Source organism: Enterococcus sp. DIV1420a, from assembly GCF_051712165.1.
Lineage (GTDB): Bacteria > Bacillota > Bacilli > Lactobacillales > Enterococcaceae > Enterococcus > Enterococcus faecalis.
On record NZ_JBIOOI010000001.1, the window covers coordinates 2131554 to 2149395 of the forward strand.

14 protein-coding genes are annotated in these 17842 nt (G+C 37.7%); 10 read left to right on the top strand and 4 right to left on the bottom strand.

The window, feature by feature from the left end:
• Positions 1-13 precede the first annotated feature (13 nt).
• Positions 14-733: a response regulator transcription factor gene (locus tag IGI80_RS10670; protein WP_010709366.1), complete on the top strand. Its 720-nt coding sequence runs from the start codon at positions 14-16 to the stop codon at positions 731-733.
• Complete coding sequence (locus IGI80_RS10675; RefSeq protein WP_002407008.1) at positions 733-2190, top strand: sensor histidine kinase; 1458 nt, start codon at positions 733-735, stop codon at positions 2188-2190. The genes IGI80_RS10670 and IGI80_RS10675 overlap by 1 nt, the downstream gene beginning before the upstream one ends.
• Before the next feature lie 38 nt (positions 2191-2228).
• Here the strand turns inward: IGI80_RS10675 and IGI80_RS10680 are convergent, their stop codons facing one another.
• The 3 genes from IGI80_RS10680 to IGI80_RS10690 form a co-directional block, all read right to left on the bottom strand.
• Positions 2229-2780, bottom strand: a complete 552-nt coding sequence (locus IGI80_RS10680) for a hypothetical protein (RefSeq protein WP_002360506.1) — start codon at positions 2778-2780, stop codon at positions 2229-2231.
• A 14-nt stretch (positions 2781-2794) separates the two neighbouring features.
• Complete coding sequence (locus tag IGI80_RS10685) at positions 2795-3496, bottom strand: hypothetical protein (protein WP_002360505.1); 702 nt, start codon at positions 3494-3496, stop codon at positions 2795-2797.
• A gap of 105 nt (positions 3497-3601) precedes the next feature.
• Positions 3602-5710, bottom strand: coding sequence for an LTA synthase family protein (locus IGI80_RS10690; RefSeq protein ID WP_002357869.1), 2109 nt, complete (start codon positions 5708-5710; stop codon positions 3602-3604).
• A 257-nt stretch (positions 5711-5967) separates the two neighbouring features.
• On the opposite strand from IGI80_RS10690, the gene IGI80_RS10695 reads away from it, so the two are divergent.
• Entirely contained in the window at positions 5968-7140 is a 1173-nt protein-coding gene (locus tag IGI80_RS10695; protein ID WP_438723376.1) for a class I SAM-dependent rRNA methyltransferase, read from the top strand.
• A gap of 66 nt (positions 7141-7206) precedes the next feature.
• On the opposite strand, the gene rnhC is transcribed toward IGI80_RS10695, so the two are convergent.
• Positions 7207-8124: a ribonuclease HIII gene (gene rnhC / locus IGI80_RS10700; RefSeq protein WP_002393198.1), complete on the bottom strand. Its 918-nt coding sequence runs from the start codon at positions 8122-8124 to the stop codon at positions 7207-7209.
• A 218-nt stretch (positions 8125-8342) separates the two neighbouring features.
• On the opposite strand from rnhC, the gene IGI80_RS10705 reads away from it, so the two are divergent.
• The 7 genes from IGI80_RS10705 to infB all read left to right on the top strand — a co-directional run bounded on the left by IGI80_RS10705 (position 8343) and on the right by infB (position 17837).
• Positions 8343-10763 carry a cation-translocating P-type ATPase gene (locus IGI80_RS10705; RefSeq protein WP_002393199.1) on the top strand — a complete coding sequence of 807 codons (2421 nt, stop codon included), beginning with the start codon at positions 8343-8345 and terminating at the stop codon, positions 10761-10763.
• 141 nt (positions 10764-10904) lie between these two features.
• Positions 10905-12791 (top strand): Ig-like domain-containing protein, encoded by a 1887-nt coding sequence (locus tag IGI80_RS10710; protein WP_438723377.1) that lies wholly within the window; start codon positions 10905-10907, stop codon positions 12789-12791.
• A 205-nt stretch (positions 12792-12996) separates the two neighbouring features.
• Positions 12997-13470: a ribosome maturation factor RimP gene (gene rimP, locus IGI80_RS10715; RefSeq protein ID WP_002357863.1), complete on the top strand. Its 474-nt coding sequence runs from the start codon at positions 12997-12999 to the stop codon at positions 13468-13470.
• Positions 13471-13613: 143 nt separating this feature from the next.
• Complete coding sequence (nusA, locus tag IGI80_RS10720) at positions 13614-14813, top strand: transcription termination factor NusA (RefSeq protein ID WP_002357862.1); 1200 nt, start codon at positions 13614-13616, stop codon at positions 14811-14813.
• A gap of 20 nt (positions 14814-14833) precedes the next feature.
• The gene (rnpM, locus tag IGI80_RS10725) at positions 14834-15133 is read left to right on the top strand and encodes an RNase P modulator RnpM (RefSeq protein ID WP_002363794.1); all 300 of its coding nucleotides are present in this window, start codon (positions 14834-14836) and stop codon (positions 15131-15133) included.
• Complete coding sequence (locus tag IGI80_RS10730) at positions 15123-15428, top strand: YlxQ-related RNA-binding protein (protein ID WP_002357860.1); 306 nt, start codon at positions 15123-15125, stop codon at positions 15426-15428. The genes rnpM and IGI80_RS10730 overlap by 11 nt, the downstream gene beginning before the upstream one ends.
• Positions 15429-15440: 12 nt before the next feature.
• Positions 15441-17837, top strand: coding sequence for a translation initiation factor IF-2 (infB, locus tag IGI80_RS10735; protein ID WP_002357859.1), 2397 nt, complete (start codon positions 15441-15443; stop codon positions 17835-17837).
• Positions 17838-17842: the final 5 nt, after the last annotated feature.

Here is a 17842-nt window from a genome sequence, read left to right on the forward strand (position 1 = left end):
AGGAGTGAATGAAATGAATATATTAATGATTGAAGACAATGAATCCGTCTCAGAAATGATGCAAATGTTTTTCTTAAATGAAGGGTGGGAAGCTACCTTTAAAGATGATGGCAAAGAAGGATTGACGACTTTTCTTGCTTCGCCAGAAAAATGGGACATGATTACGTTAGACTTAAACTTACCTAGTATGGATGGGATGGCTGTTTGTCGTGAAATTCGCAAAGTTTCAGCCAATGTTCCCATTATTATGTTGACCGCTCGTGATTCTGAAAGTGACCAAGTAATTGGCCTTGAAATGGGTGCGGATGATTATGTGACAAAACCATTTAGTCCATTAACTTTGATTGCACGGATGAAAGCTCTACATCGTCGTGCCGAGGTGGCAGAGGCTGCGCATGATACGTCTGAGAATACAGATGAAACGTTTGATGTGATTACGGATCATTTTAAAATGAATACGAAAACACGAGAAACATATTTAGATAATCAATTAATTGAAGGCTTAACACCTAAAGAATTTGATTTGCTATACACTTTAGCAAAAAAACCACGCCAAGTCTTTTCACGCGAACAACTACTAGAATTGGTTTGGGACTATCAATACTTTGGCGATGAACGGACAGTTGATGCCCATATCAAAAAATTACGACAAAAAATTGAAAAAGTGGGTCCTCAAGTCATCCAAACGGTTTGGGGCGTAGGGTATAAATTCGACGATTCAGGTGTTGCTTAATGAAGTATTTGTATCAACAATTACTTGCTTTTATAGGTGTGATCGCTCTGATTATTCTCATTGTCGGGACGTCTTTCACACAATTGACCAAGCGCACAATGCAAGAAAATAACTATGAACAGCTGTATGGTTATGCAGAATCGGCTTTAGAAACACGTGACTTTTTTATTAATGTTGCAGGTGTTTCAGATCGAGATGTTTTATCCTATTCATTTCAGTTGACTGAGCGTGTACTCCAAAAGCAAGATGTGCAATTTGTGTTTATTAATAAGGACCGCGTAGTGCAGTACCCACCAGTTGATAGCACAAAAAAATTAGACTTTTCCTTAATCGATAAAAATTGGGATCAAATCATGAAAGGTAATCGTGTTTATGCAACAGAAAATATTGATATCTATGGGGAAAAGAATACTTCAGCTTATGTGATGCTGCCTGTGCGTGATAAAAATACTAATAATCTGCTTGGTGCAATAGTTATTACACAACCTGCCAAAAACGTTGACCGAAGTGTTCAGTCCGTGACACAAAACTTGATTAAAGGCTTTATTTTTTCTGGTGTGATTGCCTTGTTACTAAGTTATCTATTTGCGACTTTCCAAGTGAAACGAATAAATCGGATGCGTAAAGCCACCAAAGAAATTACTAGTGGAAATTTTGATATTCAATTACCGGTTCATGACAAAGATGAATTTGATGACCTAGCAGAAGATTTTAATAAAATGGCCGCGTCTTTAAAAGAATCACAAGAAGAAATCAATCGGCAAGAAGAGCGCCGTCGTCAATTTATGGCGGATGCCTCTCATGAAATGCGGACGCCTTTAACAACTATTAATGGCTTGTTAGAGGGATTGCAGTATAATGCTATTCCTGAAAATCAAAAAGAGAATGCGATTAAACTGATGCAGAATGAGACCGCTCGCTTGATTCGCTTAGTCAATGAAAATCTTGATTATGAAAAAATTCGGACCAACCAGATTCAAATTGTTGTGAAGAAGTTCAACGGAACAGAAGCTTTAGAAAATATTGTGACTCAACTAACGGCCAAAGCTGAAGCCGCCGGTAATCAATTGTATTTAGACACCACCGAACCAATTGATGTGTATGCCGATTATGATCGTTTCGTTCAAGTAGTTGTAAATATTGTTCAAAATGCCATCCAATTTACTGAAAATGGCGAAATTCATATTGCTTTAGAAAAAGGCTATTTAGAAACTATTGTCCGTATTTCTGATACAGGAATCGGCATGACGGAAGAGCAAATTCTGAATATCTGGGATCGTTATTACAAAGTAGATCCATCCCGTAAAAATACGAAATATGGAGAATCAGGATTAGGCTTACCAATCGTTCAACAATTGGTCCGCTTGCATAAAGGAAAAATTAATGTTGAGAGTGAACTTGGTAAAGGCACCACGTTTATTATTTCATTTCCTGATGTTGAAATTACTGAAAACTAAAGAAAACGTCTGGTCACAATCAGTGCCAGACGTTTTCTTTAGTTTAATAACGCATGTAGAGACAGGGGGTGCACATAGGGACTATCAATAATTTGTGGATCTTTTGTCAGAAATAGCAAGCGCTTGTTTCTTTTTTGAACTGCTATTTTTAATTGAGGTAAAATTTCTTGACGTTGTCCAATCGTTAATGAAGAAAAGATGTCATCAATCACTAACGTACTTGTTTTTGAAAGCAAAAGTTGTATTATGCGCATTTTAATTTTTTCAAAAGTCGTAAAAGAAGTAAAGGAACGACCAAGTAAGGCAGGTTCTAATTGGAACACCTGGAAAGCTTCGGCTAGAACTACTTTTCGATCCCGTTCTTTGATCGTACTAGCGATAAATAAATTTTCTTCTAATGGCAAGTAGGGCAAAAAGGTTTCACTAGAAGAAAGCCTAGTAATGGTTAGTTGGTTTGTTTGGAAAAAATCGGCCAATGCGAGTTCTTGTTCTGGAGCAGAATAAATGATTCCATAAACTTCTCGCAAAGCTAACGCGTCGAATGAGGATTTTTTTTCGGTTGTTTTTTTGAATGATGGTGTGACATTCATAGAAAATCCCTCCCTTATTTCTTATGTGTGCGTAAATAAATCAACGTGAAAGGAGTCCCGCAAACAAGAGGAATGCCAAGCAAGATTAAGCAGTTAACAAAGCAATTACGGATTGTATAAAGTGACTGCATACTTTTAAAATCAAAAGAAAACGCTTGGATCGTTTGAATCCCTAAATGCTGGATATTTGTAATCGTGACATCCTGGTCGGTACTTTTAGCTAAAAATGCTGGAGTTTCCAAATGAGACCACTGTAAAATAGCATCACGAGCAGCCCAAAGAACAGTATTATACGTTTCTTGAAACATTAAAGTGAAAAGTAAAAAACTGAAAATTCCTAATAGAGCCGGTAAACATAACTCTAGTAAGAGCTGTTTGGTGACATACATATTTGAAAAGTGCATGTGATACCATGTATGTATTTCTTCCTTTTTTATGCGTAATGTCACATACATCAACAGAAGAAAAGTAACACCAAAGAAAATGACACTACCTAGATAGAGGTGCCAATAGTATTGGATCAGTTGGTAATGGTAACTAGTTTGTTTTTCAATATCGACAAAGTCTGGCATCGTTCGTAAAAACTCTTTTTCAAAATCAATTAAGTTAAACAGCCCAGTCAATAAGAAAGAGAACAGGAAGAAGAAGAGTGCAGTGATTAACGTGATTTTTTTATGATAAAAACTACTAGCTGTAGCGTAACGGACACTTCTCATCAACTTTCACCTCTCTAAACTATCTTTAGTATAGTGAAATAATATGAATTAATTATGAAAAAGTAGCAAAAAAGCTTGAGCAAATTGCTCAAGCTTTTTGAAGATTTATTTACCAGTTTTTTGATAGCCTTGATAACTGTCAGTGTGATATTCATCAACGGTTGATTTATTATTGTTTTTACTGTAAACACTCGTTGATTTTTCACCTTTTTCTTTTTCAATTGCTTCCAGTTGTTGCAATTGGTTCTTGTAATCATAGTCTTCTGGGTTAACTGGTTTTAAGCCGCTATTGGTATAGAAACGAAGCAAGTCACCGTTAGTAATTTGGTCAGACGTTTCTAATTGTTTCGTCGCTTTGGCTTTTAAATCAGCGACTTCTTTCTTAACTTCTTCGGTTGGTTCTGTAATTAAAGTGCCTGTTTTAGTATCGTAAATGCTAGAACCTAAAATAGTATATTTAGGTGTTACAACATTGCCGTTGCGGAAAGCAACGATTTGATTGTGTTGTTTAGAGAATAAATCTTGGCCTAGCTGAATGTAGTTTTTCGTATCGACACCAAGTAAGTGTAGAAGGGTTGGTAAGGCATCAACTTGGCCACCATACGTATGGTTCACACCACCATTTTCTTGACCAGGAACGTGAATCATATAAGGAACACGTTGCATATTGGCGTTGTCAAAATCGTTCCAATCTGCTTTGGTTTTACCTACTAACTCTGCTAAGTTTTGGTTTCTTGAATTAGAAACCCCATAGTGATCGCCATAAAGAACAATGACTGAGTTTTCATAGAGACCTGAAGATTTCAAGTAGTTAAAGAATTCTTCGACCGCTTTATCTAAATAATTCGCTGTTGCAAAGTAACCATTAATTGTTTCGTCAGAGGTTTTTGCAATTGGGAATCCTGCTTCATCGTTTGTAAATTGAGAATAAGGATAATGATTGGACACAGCAATAAATTTAGAATAGAACGGTTGTTGTAAATGTTCTAAATATTGAACGGATTGATTAAAGAATGGTTTATCGTGTAACCCATATTGGAATGAGTTATCTGAATTAACATCATAATAACTAGCATCAAAGAAATAGTCATAGCCTAAACGTTTATAGGTTTCATTTCGATTCCAGAAGTTACCGGCATTTCCGTGGAAAGCAGCGCTAGTGTAACCTTGCGTTTGTTTTAAAATATCGGGTGCTGCTTCAAACGTATTTTTGCCACCAACTTGTGTAAAGAGTGAACCTTGGTCTAAACCAAATAGTGAATTTTCAAGTAACGTTTCGGCATCACTTGTTTTTCCTTGACCAACTTGGTGGAAGAAGTTATCAAAGCTAAAGGTACTTTTACTATTGTAAAGACTATTGATAAATGGTGTGACTTCGTGTTCTACGCCATTTTCATCTTTTAATTTGTAATTAACTAAAAATTGTTGGAAACTTTCTAAATGGATATAAATTACATTTTTGCCTTTTGCAATACCAAACTTACTATCATCGGGTGCCGCATATTGTTGTTTCACGTAATCTTCAACTTGTTTCATATCGTTAGCACTGGCTTCGGCACGGACTTGGTTTGTTTGGTAAGTTGTAATGCCATCGTATACGGTAAAGGCATTTAAGCCTAAGAATTTCACGATATAGTCACGAGAGAATTGACGTCCTAATAATTGGGGACGTTCTGTTTCAGCCATAAATAGATTGAATAAGAAAAAGACAACAGAAAGGAGTGTGACAGAGACTGCTACACGTGCGCGGACTGGACGCGCATCTGTTTTAATTTTTTTCGTTAATAATAATACGCCAATAATAATGAAGTCTAAGAAATAAATGACGTCATAAGGTCTAAAGAGACGTAAGGCACTTTCGCCAAGACCGCTAGCTACTTTGCCAGCACCAAGCATCGTATTAACTGTGATGAAGTCAGTAAATTCTCGATAATACACGACATTTGAGAAGAGCAGTAAACTCATCAAGAAGTAAATAATCATCATTGTAATATAAGAAGCTTTTTTACGGCGAACATACAAAGCGATGGCTAATAAAAAGACCGTTGTGGCAATTGGATTAATTAAGAGTATGAAATACTCGTTAATATTTTCCAAACGTAAATGGAAATCAACGGCGTACGCAAAGAGGTTTTTTAGCCACAGTAAGATGGCGATTAGCGAGAATAACCCCAGTCGCGTGTTCAAAATATTTGTTTTAAATAATTTTTTCAAAATAAACGTCCTTTCTAAACGATGATTCTATAAAAGTAAAATTAGGTAAATTTCGTATTTTACAATATCGCTTTAATTTTACTCTTTCACAAATTTTATGTCAATTCTTACCGAAGTGAGGAATGGGGATGTTAAAGAAAACTTACTATTTCCTTAAACTTTTTAGTTCGTTAAATGACGTGAAGCTTGAATCCTTTAAAGACAGATGGGCCTTTTTTTGCTATACTAGATAGGACTTTGAAAAGTAGGTGTACAGAATGAAACTTCAAGTAACTAAAAAAGCAGAACATAAATTTAAAAAAGGATATCCTTTAATTCAGAAAGAAGATTTGCAACAAGTGCCAGCGCCGTTGCCAACAGATTGGCTTACTTTGATTGATAGTAAAGGCCAGCGTTTAGCCGAAGGATATTTAGGCGAACAAAATAAAGGAATTGGTTGGTTGCTGTCATGGCATGGACCAATTAATCAATCTTTTTTTCAGCAACTTTTTGAAATAAGTCGTGAGAAGCGGACGTCTTTTGAAAAGGATTCGCTGACAACCGCTTATCGATTATTTAATGGAGAAGGGGATGGCATTGGGGGAGTGATCATCGATCGCTATGCAGATTACGCCGTTTTTTCATGGTATAATGAAACCCTTTATCAGAAAAAAGCCGAACTTTTGACGGCGTTTCGCACAGTTTACCCTGACATTATTGGTGCCTACGAAAAGATTCGCTTTTCCACAAAAAATTTACCCGAATCACAGTTTTTGTATGGCGAACAAGCACCCGAGCCATTACTTGTCACTGAAAATGGCGTTCAATTTGCTACCTATTTAAACGAAGGATTAATGACAGGCATCTTTTTAGATCAAAAAGAAGTTCGTGGTCGATTAGTAGATGGGTTTGCAGTAGGTAAAACAGTCTTAAATATGTTTAGTTATACAGGTGCTTTTTCAGTAGCTGCCGCTATGGGGGGTGCCGTGGCCACCACTAGTGTGGATTTAGCTAAACGAAGCTTACCGAAAACGACTGAGCAATTTGAAGTCAATCATTTAAATCTTGCCCCGCAAAAGATTATTGTCATGGATGTTTTTGACTACTTTAAATATGCTTCACGTAAAGGCTTGAGTTATGACATGATCATTTTGGATCCGCCGAGTTTTGCTCGCAACAAAAAGAAAGTTTTTTCCGTTGCTAAAAATTATGGGGAGCTAGTGAAAGATTCTATTGATATTTTAACGGATAAGGGAACGCTTATTGCCTCAACCAATGCGGCAAATTTATCCTTGGCCAAATATCAAAAAATGGTGATTACTGCCTTGCAAGAGAAAAATGTTCGTTACAAGATTACGGACACGTATCAATTACCAGCAGACTTTCAACTGAATCCTAATTTTCCAGAGGGGAACTACTTAAAAGTCCTGTTTATCGAAATTGAAAAATAATTTTTTACACCAAGCAAAAGTCCCAGCGCCGCTAATCGGCATTGGGACTTTTGCTTGGTGTTTATTTTATAGTAACTTTTGGGCTTTTTGGGTGTTTGCAAAATGCAGCTTCGCGTAATTCGCTAATAAGTCTAGGCCGCCTTTTTTCAAAATACGGGCGGCTACTTGGTCTGATTTGCTGCCGGCACCAGAGGGCACAGAGAAACCCAATTCTGCAGATTCTTTGTCTAACTCTTCTAAAAAAGCAGCGCGGCTAATAATAGAGGCGGCAGCAACAGCAACATGATACTGCTCTCCTTTAGTGACGAAGAACAATTTTTCAGTGACTTGATTTTTTTCATTACGAACATATTTCCGATAATTATTTTCAGGGGTGAATTGGTCAATCAAAATCCCTTCTGGCTTTGTGGGAGCCAACTCTTGTAGCAACAGATAAATCGCTTGGTTATGCAAAGCGACTTTCATGTGTACAGCATTGTAGTTTGGTTGGATCTCATTGTATTTTTTTGGTTCAACGATTAATAACTTGTAAGGAATCAGTTCTTTAATGACATGTGACAATTGAATAATTTGTGGGTCGGTTAATTCTTTGGAATCACGAACACCTAATGCTTTTAGTTTGCTAATCATGCTTTTGTCAACATAGGCAGCACAGACAGTTACTGGACCAAAATAGCTACCATTACCGACTTCATCGGAACCTATCACAGACCAGTTGCCAAAATCAGCAGGCAGTGTAGTAGTCTGGGGAGAAATTTTTTTCTTTGGTGTGGTACTCGTTCCTTCCCAACGAGCGGCCTCTTTTTCAGCTTGAGGTCCCTGAAACATGACTTTACCTGATTGATAAGCAGTGATGGTAGTGGTACCAACCTTGGCCACAAAGACAGTATAAGGGACCGTTTTATTTAAACGATTGGGTTGATAAACAGTGGTCATCTCTGCTAATGTTTTTTTACTAACTTTAATTACGTGATTCTGTGCCATCAATTGTTCCTCATTTCTTGATATTTCTTCTTTACTATAGTAAAGGAAAAACAAGTAAATGAAAAGGTTTTGCGTTAGCTTGTTCCTGAAAATGACAATGTTTAGGAAATGTATAATTTTTTTCTATAGTTGGACGCTAGTTGTTATCTAAATTTTTATTCAGTGCTATACTGTGGGAGAGAAGGAGACGATGAAAGAGTCAACTAGAACAAGGGGTGATGTGTTTGAGAAGAAAAAAAGAAATGCAAGAAAATGAACCAATAGCAGTGACTGCTAACGCAGAACGCTATTATCCAGAAGATAAACAAGGCTTGACGGCCGCACAAGTTGAAGAAAGACAGCGAAAAGGCTTAGTCAATGCCGCCGTCGATACAGAGTTTATCACAACGAAACAGATTGTTATTAATAACGTATTTACGTATTTCAACTTAATTTTTGTGGTACTAGGTGTGTTATTAATGCTGGTACAATCTTATAAAAATATGACCTTTTTGCCAGTAGTAATCATTAATACGGTCATTGGAATTTACCAAGAAATTAAGTCGAAGAAAGTATTAGATAGCTTAAATATTCTAAATGCTACAAAAGTAACCGTTGTGAGGGATGGCCAAGAACAAGAAATTTCGCCAGATGAACTGGTTTTGGACGATGTGGTGCTCTTTAAATCGGGTGAACAGATTTCTGGGGATGCAATTGTCTTATCTGGTGAAGTCCGTGTGAATGAATCCTTGTTAACTGGGGAATCTGATGAGATTACCAAAGTAGCAGATAGCCAACTTTTGTCAGGTAGCTTTATTGTGTCAGGTTCTTGTTATGCAAGAATTGATAAAATTGGCGCTGAGGCCTATGTTCATCAATTAACGCTTGAAGCGAAATCAATTAAAAAAGGGGAACAATCAGAGATGGTCGGTTCCATTAACCGTTTGGTGAAATGGGTAGGGATTATTATTATTCCAATCGGCTGTGTTCTATTTTTCCAAAGTTATTTCATCAACCATCAAGGGCTTCATGACAGCATTGTCTCCATGGAAGCTGCCTTGATTGGGATGATTCCGGAAGGGTTGTACCTTTTAACAACCGTTGCATTAGCTGCCAGCACAATGCGCTTAGCGAAGCGCGGCGTTTTATTGCACAACATGAAAAGTATCGAATCCTTAGCACGTGTCGATGTGTTATGTGTAGATAAAACAGGAACAATTACTGAAAACACGATGGAAGTCCAAGAGTTGGTTCCTGTGGTGAGTATCGAAAATGATGGTACAGACTTAACCAATGTCGAAAAATTAATTGGCGATTTTTGCCGAACAATGTCAGCTGACAACGATACGATGAAAGCGATGAAAGAATTTTTTGTTACTAATAATCAGAGGGAAGCCGTTAGCTATACCTCGTTTTCGTCTGTCGAAAAATTTAGTAGCGTGACTTTCCCAGAAGCGACGTATATTCTTGGAGCGCCAGAGATGATTTTGAGAGACAATTATGAAATGTATCAATCTGAAGTGGAACATTATACAAGTCAAGGCTATCGCTTATTGGTGTTCGGAAAGTATTTAGGAGAATTTCAGGAAACGTTGACAGCAGAGGTACAACCTCTAGGCTACATTCTTCTTTGGAATCCGATTCGTAAAGAAGCCAAAGCAACTTTTGAATATTTCGCTGAACAAAATGTGGCTATTAAGGTCATTTCTGGCGATAATCCTTTAACAGTATCCAATGTAGCACAAGCGGCAGGCATTATTGGTGCTGAAAATTATGTGGACGCGCGAACATTAACTACAATGGAAGCCCAGACAGAAGCGTTAGAAAAATACACCGTTTTTGGTCGTGTCACGCCAGAACAAAAGAAACAATTTGTACTATTGTTGAAAAAATTAGATCATACAGTGGCGATGACAGGGGATGGAGTCAATGATATTTTAGCCATGAAAGAAGCAGATTGTAGTATTGCCATGGCTTCAGGAAATCAAGCTACAGCACAAGCCTCGCAAGTTGTGTTGTTGGATTCTGATTTTTCAACGATGCCGGAGGTTGTCTTTGAAGGCCGCCAAGTAGTTAATAACATTGAACGCTCTTCAAGTTTATTCCTTGTAAAAAATATTTTCTCCTTGCTGATGTCTGTCTTTGCTATGATTTTTGCCGTGACATATCCTTTACAACCGACACAAGTCACATTGATTAGTTTATTTACAATTGGGATTCCTTCGACATTTCTAGCTTTGGAACCAAATCATCGTCGCATTGAAGGGAAATTTCTTTTCAATGTGTTATCAAAAGCAATTCCTGGTGGGTTAACGGATATGTTAGTAGTCGGTGCCTTACTAATTTGTGGTGATATTCTTGCACTTCAAAAAACGGACATTTCAACGACTGCAACATTGTTGCTAGTTTCAGTCGGCTTTATGGTTCTTTATAAAATTAGTTCACCAATGAATCGTTACCGCAAGCGCGTAATGATTGGCTGTTTAATCGGAATGGTTATTACAAGTATTTCCATGAAAAACTTGTTCTCGTTAACTTCGGTATCGCCAACAGCCTTGTTACTTTTAGCCATTCTTTTCTTTGCAGCAGACTCAACTTTCCAACATTTATCAACCATTTCTGAAAAAGTTCAATTATGGTTTTATAAGAAAAGACATTAGGAGCAAAACACCGAGCCAAAATTATTTTGGTTCGGTGTTTTTTGTTTTTTATTGTTGGGAAAAATAAAAACACTTGCACCTAGTTAATCCTTGATAGTATAAACCTAACCAATTATTTTAGATAGGAAGGATTGAATAAAAATGAAAAAAAGAAGTTTTGTCTATTGGGGAATGTTTTTCATTCTTTTGTCGACGCTGATAACGCCTTTTCTGAAACTTGAAACAGGATATGCGCAAACGGAACCAACTAGTACCAGTGAAACCAATCAAATTTCTGCTACGCCAAACGTAGTGCCGCGTAAGCAAGTAGGCAACATTGTGACAGCGATTCATCTAACGGACAAAGAGGGAAACCCACTTGGGACCATTAATCAATATACAGACATCTACCTCCGAATTGAGTTCAACTTACCGGATAATACCGTTAATAGTGGGGATACGAGTGTGATTACTTTGCCCGAAGAGCTACGTCTCGAGAAAAATATGACCTTTAATGTAGTAGATGATACAGGTGCTGTGGTTGCAATTGCACAGACCGATGTAGCAAATAAAACGGTCACGTTAACGTATACAGATTACGTAGAAAACCATGCTAGTATTAGTGGGTCTTTATATTTTACAAGTTTGATTGATTTCGAAAATGTGGAAAATGAATCCAAGATTCCTATTTACGTCACGGTTGAAGGGGAAAAAATATTTGCTGGCGATCTTGATTACCAAGGTGAAGGCGATGATGTTAACGAAAAATTTAGCAAGTATTCGTGGTTTATCGAAGACGATCCAACCGAAATTTACAATGTACTACGGATTAATCCAACAGGGCAAACGTATACTGATTTAGAAGTGGAAGATGTGCTAAAAACAGAAAGTTTAAGTTATATGAAAGACACTATGAAAATTGAACGAGGACAATGGACACTGGATGGAAATGCTATTTGGCAGTTCACGCCAGAGGAAGATATAACTGATCAGTTGGCTGTCCAGTATGGTCCTGGTGACCGCAATTTTTCGGTGCATTTTGGCAATATTGGGACTAACGAATATCGTATCACCTATAAAACCAAAATCGATCATCTTCCCGAAAAAGGTGAAACCTTCACAAATTATGCAAAATTAACAGAAAATCAAACGGTGGTGGAAGAAGTCGAAGTGAGTCGTGTCTCACAAACAGGTGGTGGAGAAGCTAATGGTGAACAATATGTTGTTGAAATTCATAAAGAAGATGAAGCAGGCCAGCGTTTAGCAGGTGCAGAGTTTAAACTCATTCGTAACTCAACCAATCAAACAGTGGCCAAAATCACAACAGATCAAAACGGAACAGCGATTGTTAAAGGCTTGTTAAAAGATAACTATACTTTAGAAGAAACCAAAGCACCTACCGGTTACCAGCTTTCGCAAAACAAGATTTCAATAACACCTGAAGACTTTGGTAAAAACTTAGTTGCACTGAAAACTGTTGTGAATCATAAGATTTCATATCAACCAGTCGCTGCTTCATTTTTAGCTGGAAAAGTTCTTTTAGGAAAACCACTGAAGGATGCTGAATTTCAATTTGAATTGTTAGATGAGAAAGGCACAGTACTAGAAACGGTTAGTAACGATACTTTAGGGAAAATTCAATTTTCACCATTAACCTTTGAAACTCCCGGAAACTATCAATACACCATTCGGGAAGTAAACACGCGACAGGCAGGTGTTTCCTACGATACGCACAACCTTCAAGTTCAAGTAACCGTCGAGGCGCTTTTAGGAAATCTTGTGGCGACTACTCAGTATGATGGAGGTCAAGTATTTACTAATCACTATACGCCAGAAAAACCTATAGAAAGTACCACACCACCAACGAGTGGGACAACAGATACTACCACGAATTCAACCACAGAAACTACTTCAATAACCATTGAAAAACAGGCGATTCGTAATAAGGAATTGCCAAAAACAGGTGAAACAAAAGAAAACGCGTTTCTTTTCTTAGGTAGCCTTCTTTTGATTCAAGGATTATTTATCTATTTTAAAACGAAAAAATAATCGCTTAGATAGTTTCAGTAATCGAGACAAAATGTGCAAATTTCGAGAGATTTAGCTTGTTCATTTGAGTTTGGAGTGGTTCTGTGCTATACTATCTTTAGCGTAATGATACTAGTTGGGAGTGAGCGGATTTCTGCTCACTCTTTTTGATGGAAAAGTCATCAGGACACGGTTCGTTACATCAATCTCGAAGGAGGCGAAAATTTTGAGTAGTGCTGTGGAAACTGTAACAAAGTTAGTCACACCAATCTTAGAAGAACAAAATTTTGAACTTGTGGAAGTAGAGTTTGTTAAGGAAGGAAAAAATTGGTTTTTACGAGTATTTATCGATAAAGAAGGTGGCATTGATATTGAGGAATGTGCCTTTGTCAGCGAAAAATTAAGTGAAAAACTAGATGCAATGGATCCAGATCCAATTCCGCAAGCGTACTTTCTGGAAGTTTCTTCTCCGGGAGCAGAACGTCCGTTAAAGAAAGAAAGCGATTATGAACAAGCGGTAGGCAAGTACATTCATATTTCTCTTTATCAAGCAGTTGATGGAGAAAAACAGATTGAGGGTACCTTAGTCCATCTTGATTCAGAACAATTAACATTAAGTGTAAAAATTAAAACCAGAGTGAAGGAAATGACTTTTGAACGTAAAAATATCGCAAAAGCTCGTTTAGCCATTCAATTTTAATCAACAGACTCGAATGTAAAAAAGGGTCCACTAAAAGTTTTACTTTTAGCTAGGCCTGTGACAAGTTTTAACGAGAAGTTTTTCCCTTGGAAGAAGAACCACTCGTTCAGCTTTAACGAATCCATAGGAGGAAAAGAAAAACAATGAGCAAAGAAATGTTAAATGCATTAGACGTATTAGAAGCTGAAAAAGGGATTCCTAAAGATACGGTGATTGAAGCGTTACAAGCAGCTTTAGTTTCTGCATATAAAAGACATTATGGACAAGCAAGCAACGTCGAAGTTGAATTTGAACCAAAAAAAGGCAATATTCACGTGTATGCTGTCAAAGAAGTAACAGAAGAAGTATTTGATTCACAATTGGAAGTTTCATTAAAAGATGCCGTTGCATTAAATGGTGCATATGAAATCGGCGACAAAATTCGTTTTGAAGTTACGCCAAAAGACTTTGGCCGCATTGCTGCCCAAACAGCAAAGCAAGTAATTTTACAACGTGTCCGTGAAGCAGAAAGAACAATTATTTATAATGAATTTAGCGAATACGAAAATGACATCATGCAAGGAATTGTTGAACGTCAAGATCGTCGTTATATCTATGTAAACTTAGGCAAAATCGAAGCAGTCTTATCAAAACAAGATCAAATGCCAAATGAATTTTACCAACCGCATGATCGGATTAAAGTTTACGTATCACGTGTTGAAAACACATCAAAAGGCCCACAAGTTTTTGTAAGCCGTAGTCATCCAGATTTACTAAAACGTCTTTTTGAACAAGAAATTCCAGAAGTTTATGATGGAATTGTTGAAATCGTAAGTGTCGCTCGTGAAGCTGGCGATCGTTCAAAAGTAGCTGTTCGTTCAACAGATCCTAATATTGATCCAGTGGGTACCTGTGTCGGTCCAAAAGGCCAACGTGTCCAAGCGATTGTGAATGAATTAAAAGGCGAAAATATGGATATTGTGGAATGGAACGAAGATCCAGCTATTTATATTAGTAATGCCTTGAATCCAGCTCAAGTATTAGATGTTATTTTTGATCCAGAAAATAGCAAAGCATGTACAGTTGTTGTACCTGATTATCAATTGTCATTAGCAATTGGTAAACGTGGTCAAAATGCGCGCTTAGCTGCTAAATTAACGGGCCATAAAATTGATATCAAATCAGAATCTGATATGGCTGAATTTTATGAACAACAAGCCAATCAAGAAGTTGCCGAAGTGGCAGAAGAAATGGATGAAGCAATTATCCATTCAGATATGACGGCAGATGATTACGAAAACTTGGCTGCTGAAGAAGCAGTTGTTGAAGCAGAAATTACAGAAGAATTACCTGAACAAGAATAACGTTTTTGGAGGGTGAAAAAATGAAAAAGAGAAAAATTCCAATGCGTAAATCGGTTGTTTCAGGCGAAATGAAACCGAAAAAAGAATTAGTCAGAATTACTCGCTCCAAAGAAGGCGAAGTGGCCTTAGATCCAACTGGTAAATTACCAGGACGTGGCGCTTACGTTGATTTGGATCCTGCGGAAGTCCAAAAAGCTTGGGATAAAAAAATTCTTGATCGTGTCTTAGAAACAAAATTAAGTGATGAATTTTATCAAGAACTATTGGATTATGTAACGCACCAAAAAGCCCGCAAAGAGTTGTTTGGCGATGGAAAATAAAACCAAAATTTTGAACCTTTTAGGTTTAGCAATGCGCGCCGGTAAATTAGTCACAGGCGAGGAATTAACCCTTAAAGATATTCGTGCAAACAAAGCGAAATTTGTGTTTGTTGCGCAAGATGCCAGTGAGAATACTAGAAAGAAAATCAAGGACAAAAGTTCTTATTATAATGTTCCTGTTAGCGAACTGTTCAGTCAATTCGAGCTCAGCCAAGCGATTGGGCGACCACGAATGGTTATCGGAGTAACTGATGCAGGATTTGCCACCAAAATCAAGGAATTACTAAAAGGTTAGGAAGGTGATTGCATGGGAAAAAAAAGAATTTATGAACTAGCAAAAGAAATGAATAAAGCAAGCAAAGACGTTGTCGATAAAGCGCATCAATTAGGTATGGATGTTAAAAACCATATGGGCGCAATTAGTTCCGAGCAAGAAACAAAGCTTCGTCAAGCATTCGGAGGAGGAAGTACCGTAAATACTCAATCAAAAGCAACAAACAACCAAAAGCAACAAACAACACAAAATAAACCAGCCAATAAGAAACCAATGAACAATAAACCTGGTGAACAAAGAAATAACCAAAATCGTCCAAACAATCAATCAACGAATGGACAACAAAGAAACAACAACAACCAAAATCGTCACGGCCAAAGCAACACACAAAACCGTAGCAATCAAACAAATACAAACAATCAAAACCGCAATACCCAAAACAATAACGGTTCTACAACGAATCAAAATCGGACCAGCCAAAATAACAATGGCGGGAACAACCAAAACCGTGGCGGCCAAAACCGTAACAACAATTTTGGTGGCGGTCAAAATCGTAATAACCGGAATAACTTTAATAACCAAAACCGCAATCGTTTCAACAAAAAAGGGAAAAAAGGCAAACATCAACAAGAATCAGCGAAGCCAGCAGTACCAGCACGTAAATTCCGTGAATTACCAGATGTTTTAGAATATACAGAAGGTATGAACGTGGCGGATATTGCGAAAAAAATCCACCGCGAACCAGCGGAAATCATCAAAAAATTATTTATGATGGGTGTCATGGTTAACCAAAACCAAGCCCTAGATAAAGATACAATTGAATTATTAGCTGTGGACTATGGCATGGAACCGCAAGAAAAAGTCCAAGTTGATATTGCGGACATTGATAAATTCTTCGAACCAGAAGCAGTTGTTGAAGAAAACTTAACTACACGTCCCCCTGTTGTCACAATCATGGGACACGTAGACCACGGGAAAACAACATTATTAGATACATTGCGCCATTCTCGTGTGACTTCAGGTGAAGCAGGCGGTATCACGCAGCATATTGGTGCCTATCAGTTAGATATTGATGGCAAACCAATTACGTTCTTAGATACACCAGGACATGCGGCCTTTACTAGTATGCGCGCGCGTGGTGCCAGCATCACTGATATTACCATCTTAGTTGTTGCAGCGGACGATGGAGTAATGCCACAAACAATCGAGGCGATTAACCATGCCAAAGCGGCAAAAGTGCCGATTATTGTAGCAGTTAACAAAATTGATAAGCCTGGTGCGAACCCTGATCATGTGAAACAAGAATTAAGTGAACATGAATTAATTCCTGAAGAATGGGGTGGAGATACGATTTTCGTCAATATTTCAGCGAAATTCAATCAAAACATTGATGAGCTATTGGAAAATATTTTATTGATTGCTGAAGTAGAAGACTTAAAAGCTGATCCAACGCAAAAAGCAATTGGAACAGTGATTGAAGCGCGCTTAGATAAAGGTAAAGGTCCGGTTGCGACATTACTCGTTCAACAAGGAACTTTACATGTTGGTGATCCAATCGTTGTTGGTAATACTTACGGACGTGTTCGTGTGATGACCAATGACATGGGCCGCCGTGATAAAGAAGCAGGACCCGCAACTCCTGTAGAAATTACCGGATTAAATGATGTTCCTCAAGCGGGTGATCGTTTTGTGGTCTTTGAAGATGAAAAAACAGCACGTCAAGCAGGGGAAGAACGGGCTAAACGTGCGTTGCTTGAACAACGTTCAGCAAGTAGCCGTGTGACATTGGATAACTTATTTGAAAGTCTAAAAGAAGGCGAATTAAAAGAAGTTAATATCATTGTCAAAGCAGACGTACAAGGATCTGCCGAAGCCGTTTCAGCAAGTTTACAAAAAATTGATGTAGAAGGCGTTCGTGTGAAAATTGTTCACGCGGCAGTTGGGGCCATCAATGAAAGCGACGTAACTTTAGCCGCAGCAAGTAATGCGATTATTATCGGCTTTAACGTTCGCCCAACACCACAAGCGAAACAACAAGCAGAACAAGAAGAAGTTGATATTCGTTTACACCGTATTATCTATAAAGCCCTAGAAGAAATCGAAACAGCGATGAAAGGGTTATTAGATCCAGAATTTGAAGAAAAAATTACGGGTCAAATGACGGTTCGTGAATTGTACAAAGTATCTAAAGTTGGCACAATCGCTGGCTGTTATGTTACAGAAGGCTTTATTCGCCGCGATAGTGGCGTGCGTGTCATTCGTGATGGTATTGTTATTTATGAAGGTAAATTAGCAAGCTTGAAACGCTTTAAAGATGACGTGAAAGAAGTCAAACTTGGTTTTGAATGTGGCGCTATGATTGAAAACTTCAATGATTTACGTGTAGATGATGCGATTGAAGGCTTCATTATGGAAGAAATCAAACAATAATTTTA

What these genes read in the sequence shown, in the direction of transcription:
- IGI80_RS10670 (WP_010709366.1), top strand. Translation starts at nt 14, where the DNA reads ATGAATATATTAATGATTGAAGACAATGAATCCGTCTCAGAAATGATG.
- IGI80_RS10675 (WP_002407008.1), top strand. Translation starts at nt 733, where the DNA reads ATGAAGTATTTGTATCAACAATTACTTGCTTTTATAGGTGTGATCGCT.
- IGI80_RS10680 (WP_002360506.1), bottom strand. Translation starts at nt 2,780, where the DNA reads ATGAATGTCACACCATCATTCAAAAAAACAACCGAAAAAAAATCCTCA.
- IGI80_RS10685 (WP_002360505.1), bottom strand. Translation starts at nt 3,496, where the DNA reads ATGAGAAGTGTCCGTTACGCTACAGCTAGTAGTTTTTATCATAAAAAA.
- IGI80_RS10695 (WP_438723376.1), top strand. Translation starts at nt 5,968, where the DNA reads ATGAAACTTCAAGTAACTAAAAAAGCAGAACATAAATTTAAAAAAGGA.
- rnhC (WP_002393198.1), bottom strand. Translation starts at nt 8,124, where the DNA reads ATGGCACAGAATCACGTAATTAAAGTTAGTAAAAAAACATTAGCAGAG.
- IGI80_RS10705 (WP_002393199.1), top strand. Translation starts at nt 8,343, where the DNA reads ATGTGTTTGAGAAGAAAAAAAGAAATGCAAGAAAATGAACCAATAGCA.
- IGI80_RS10710 (WP_438723377.1), top strand. Translation starts at nt 10,905, where the DNA reads ATGAAAAAAAGAAGTTTTGTCTATTGGGGAATGTTTTTCATTCTTTTG.
- nusA (WP_002357862.1), top strand. Translation starts at nt 13,614, where the DNA reads ATGAGCAAAGAAATGTTAAATGCATTAGACGTATTAGAAGCTGAAAAA.
- rnpM (WP_002363794.1), top strand. Translation starts at nt 14,834, where the DNA reads ATGAAAAAGAGAAAAATTCCAATGCGTAAATCGGTTGTTTCAGGCGAA.
- IGI80_RS10730 (WP_002357860.1), top strand. Translation starts at nt 15,123, where the DNA reads ATGGAAAATAAAACCAAAATTTTGAACCTTTTAGGTTTAGCAATGCGC.
- infB (WP_002357859.1), top strand. Translation starts at nt 15,441, where the DNA reads ATGGGAAAAAAAAGAATTTATGAACTAGCAAAAGAAATGAATAAAGCA.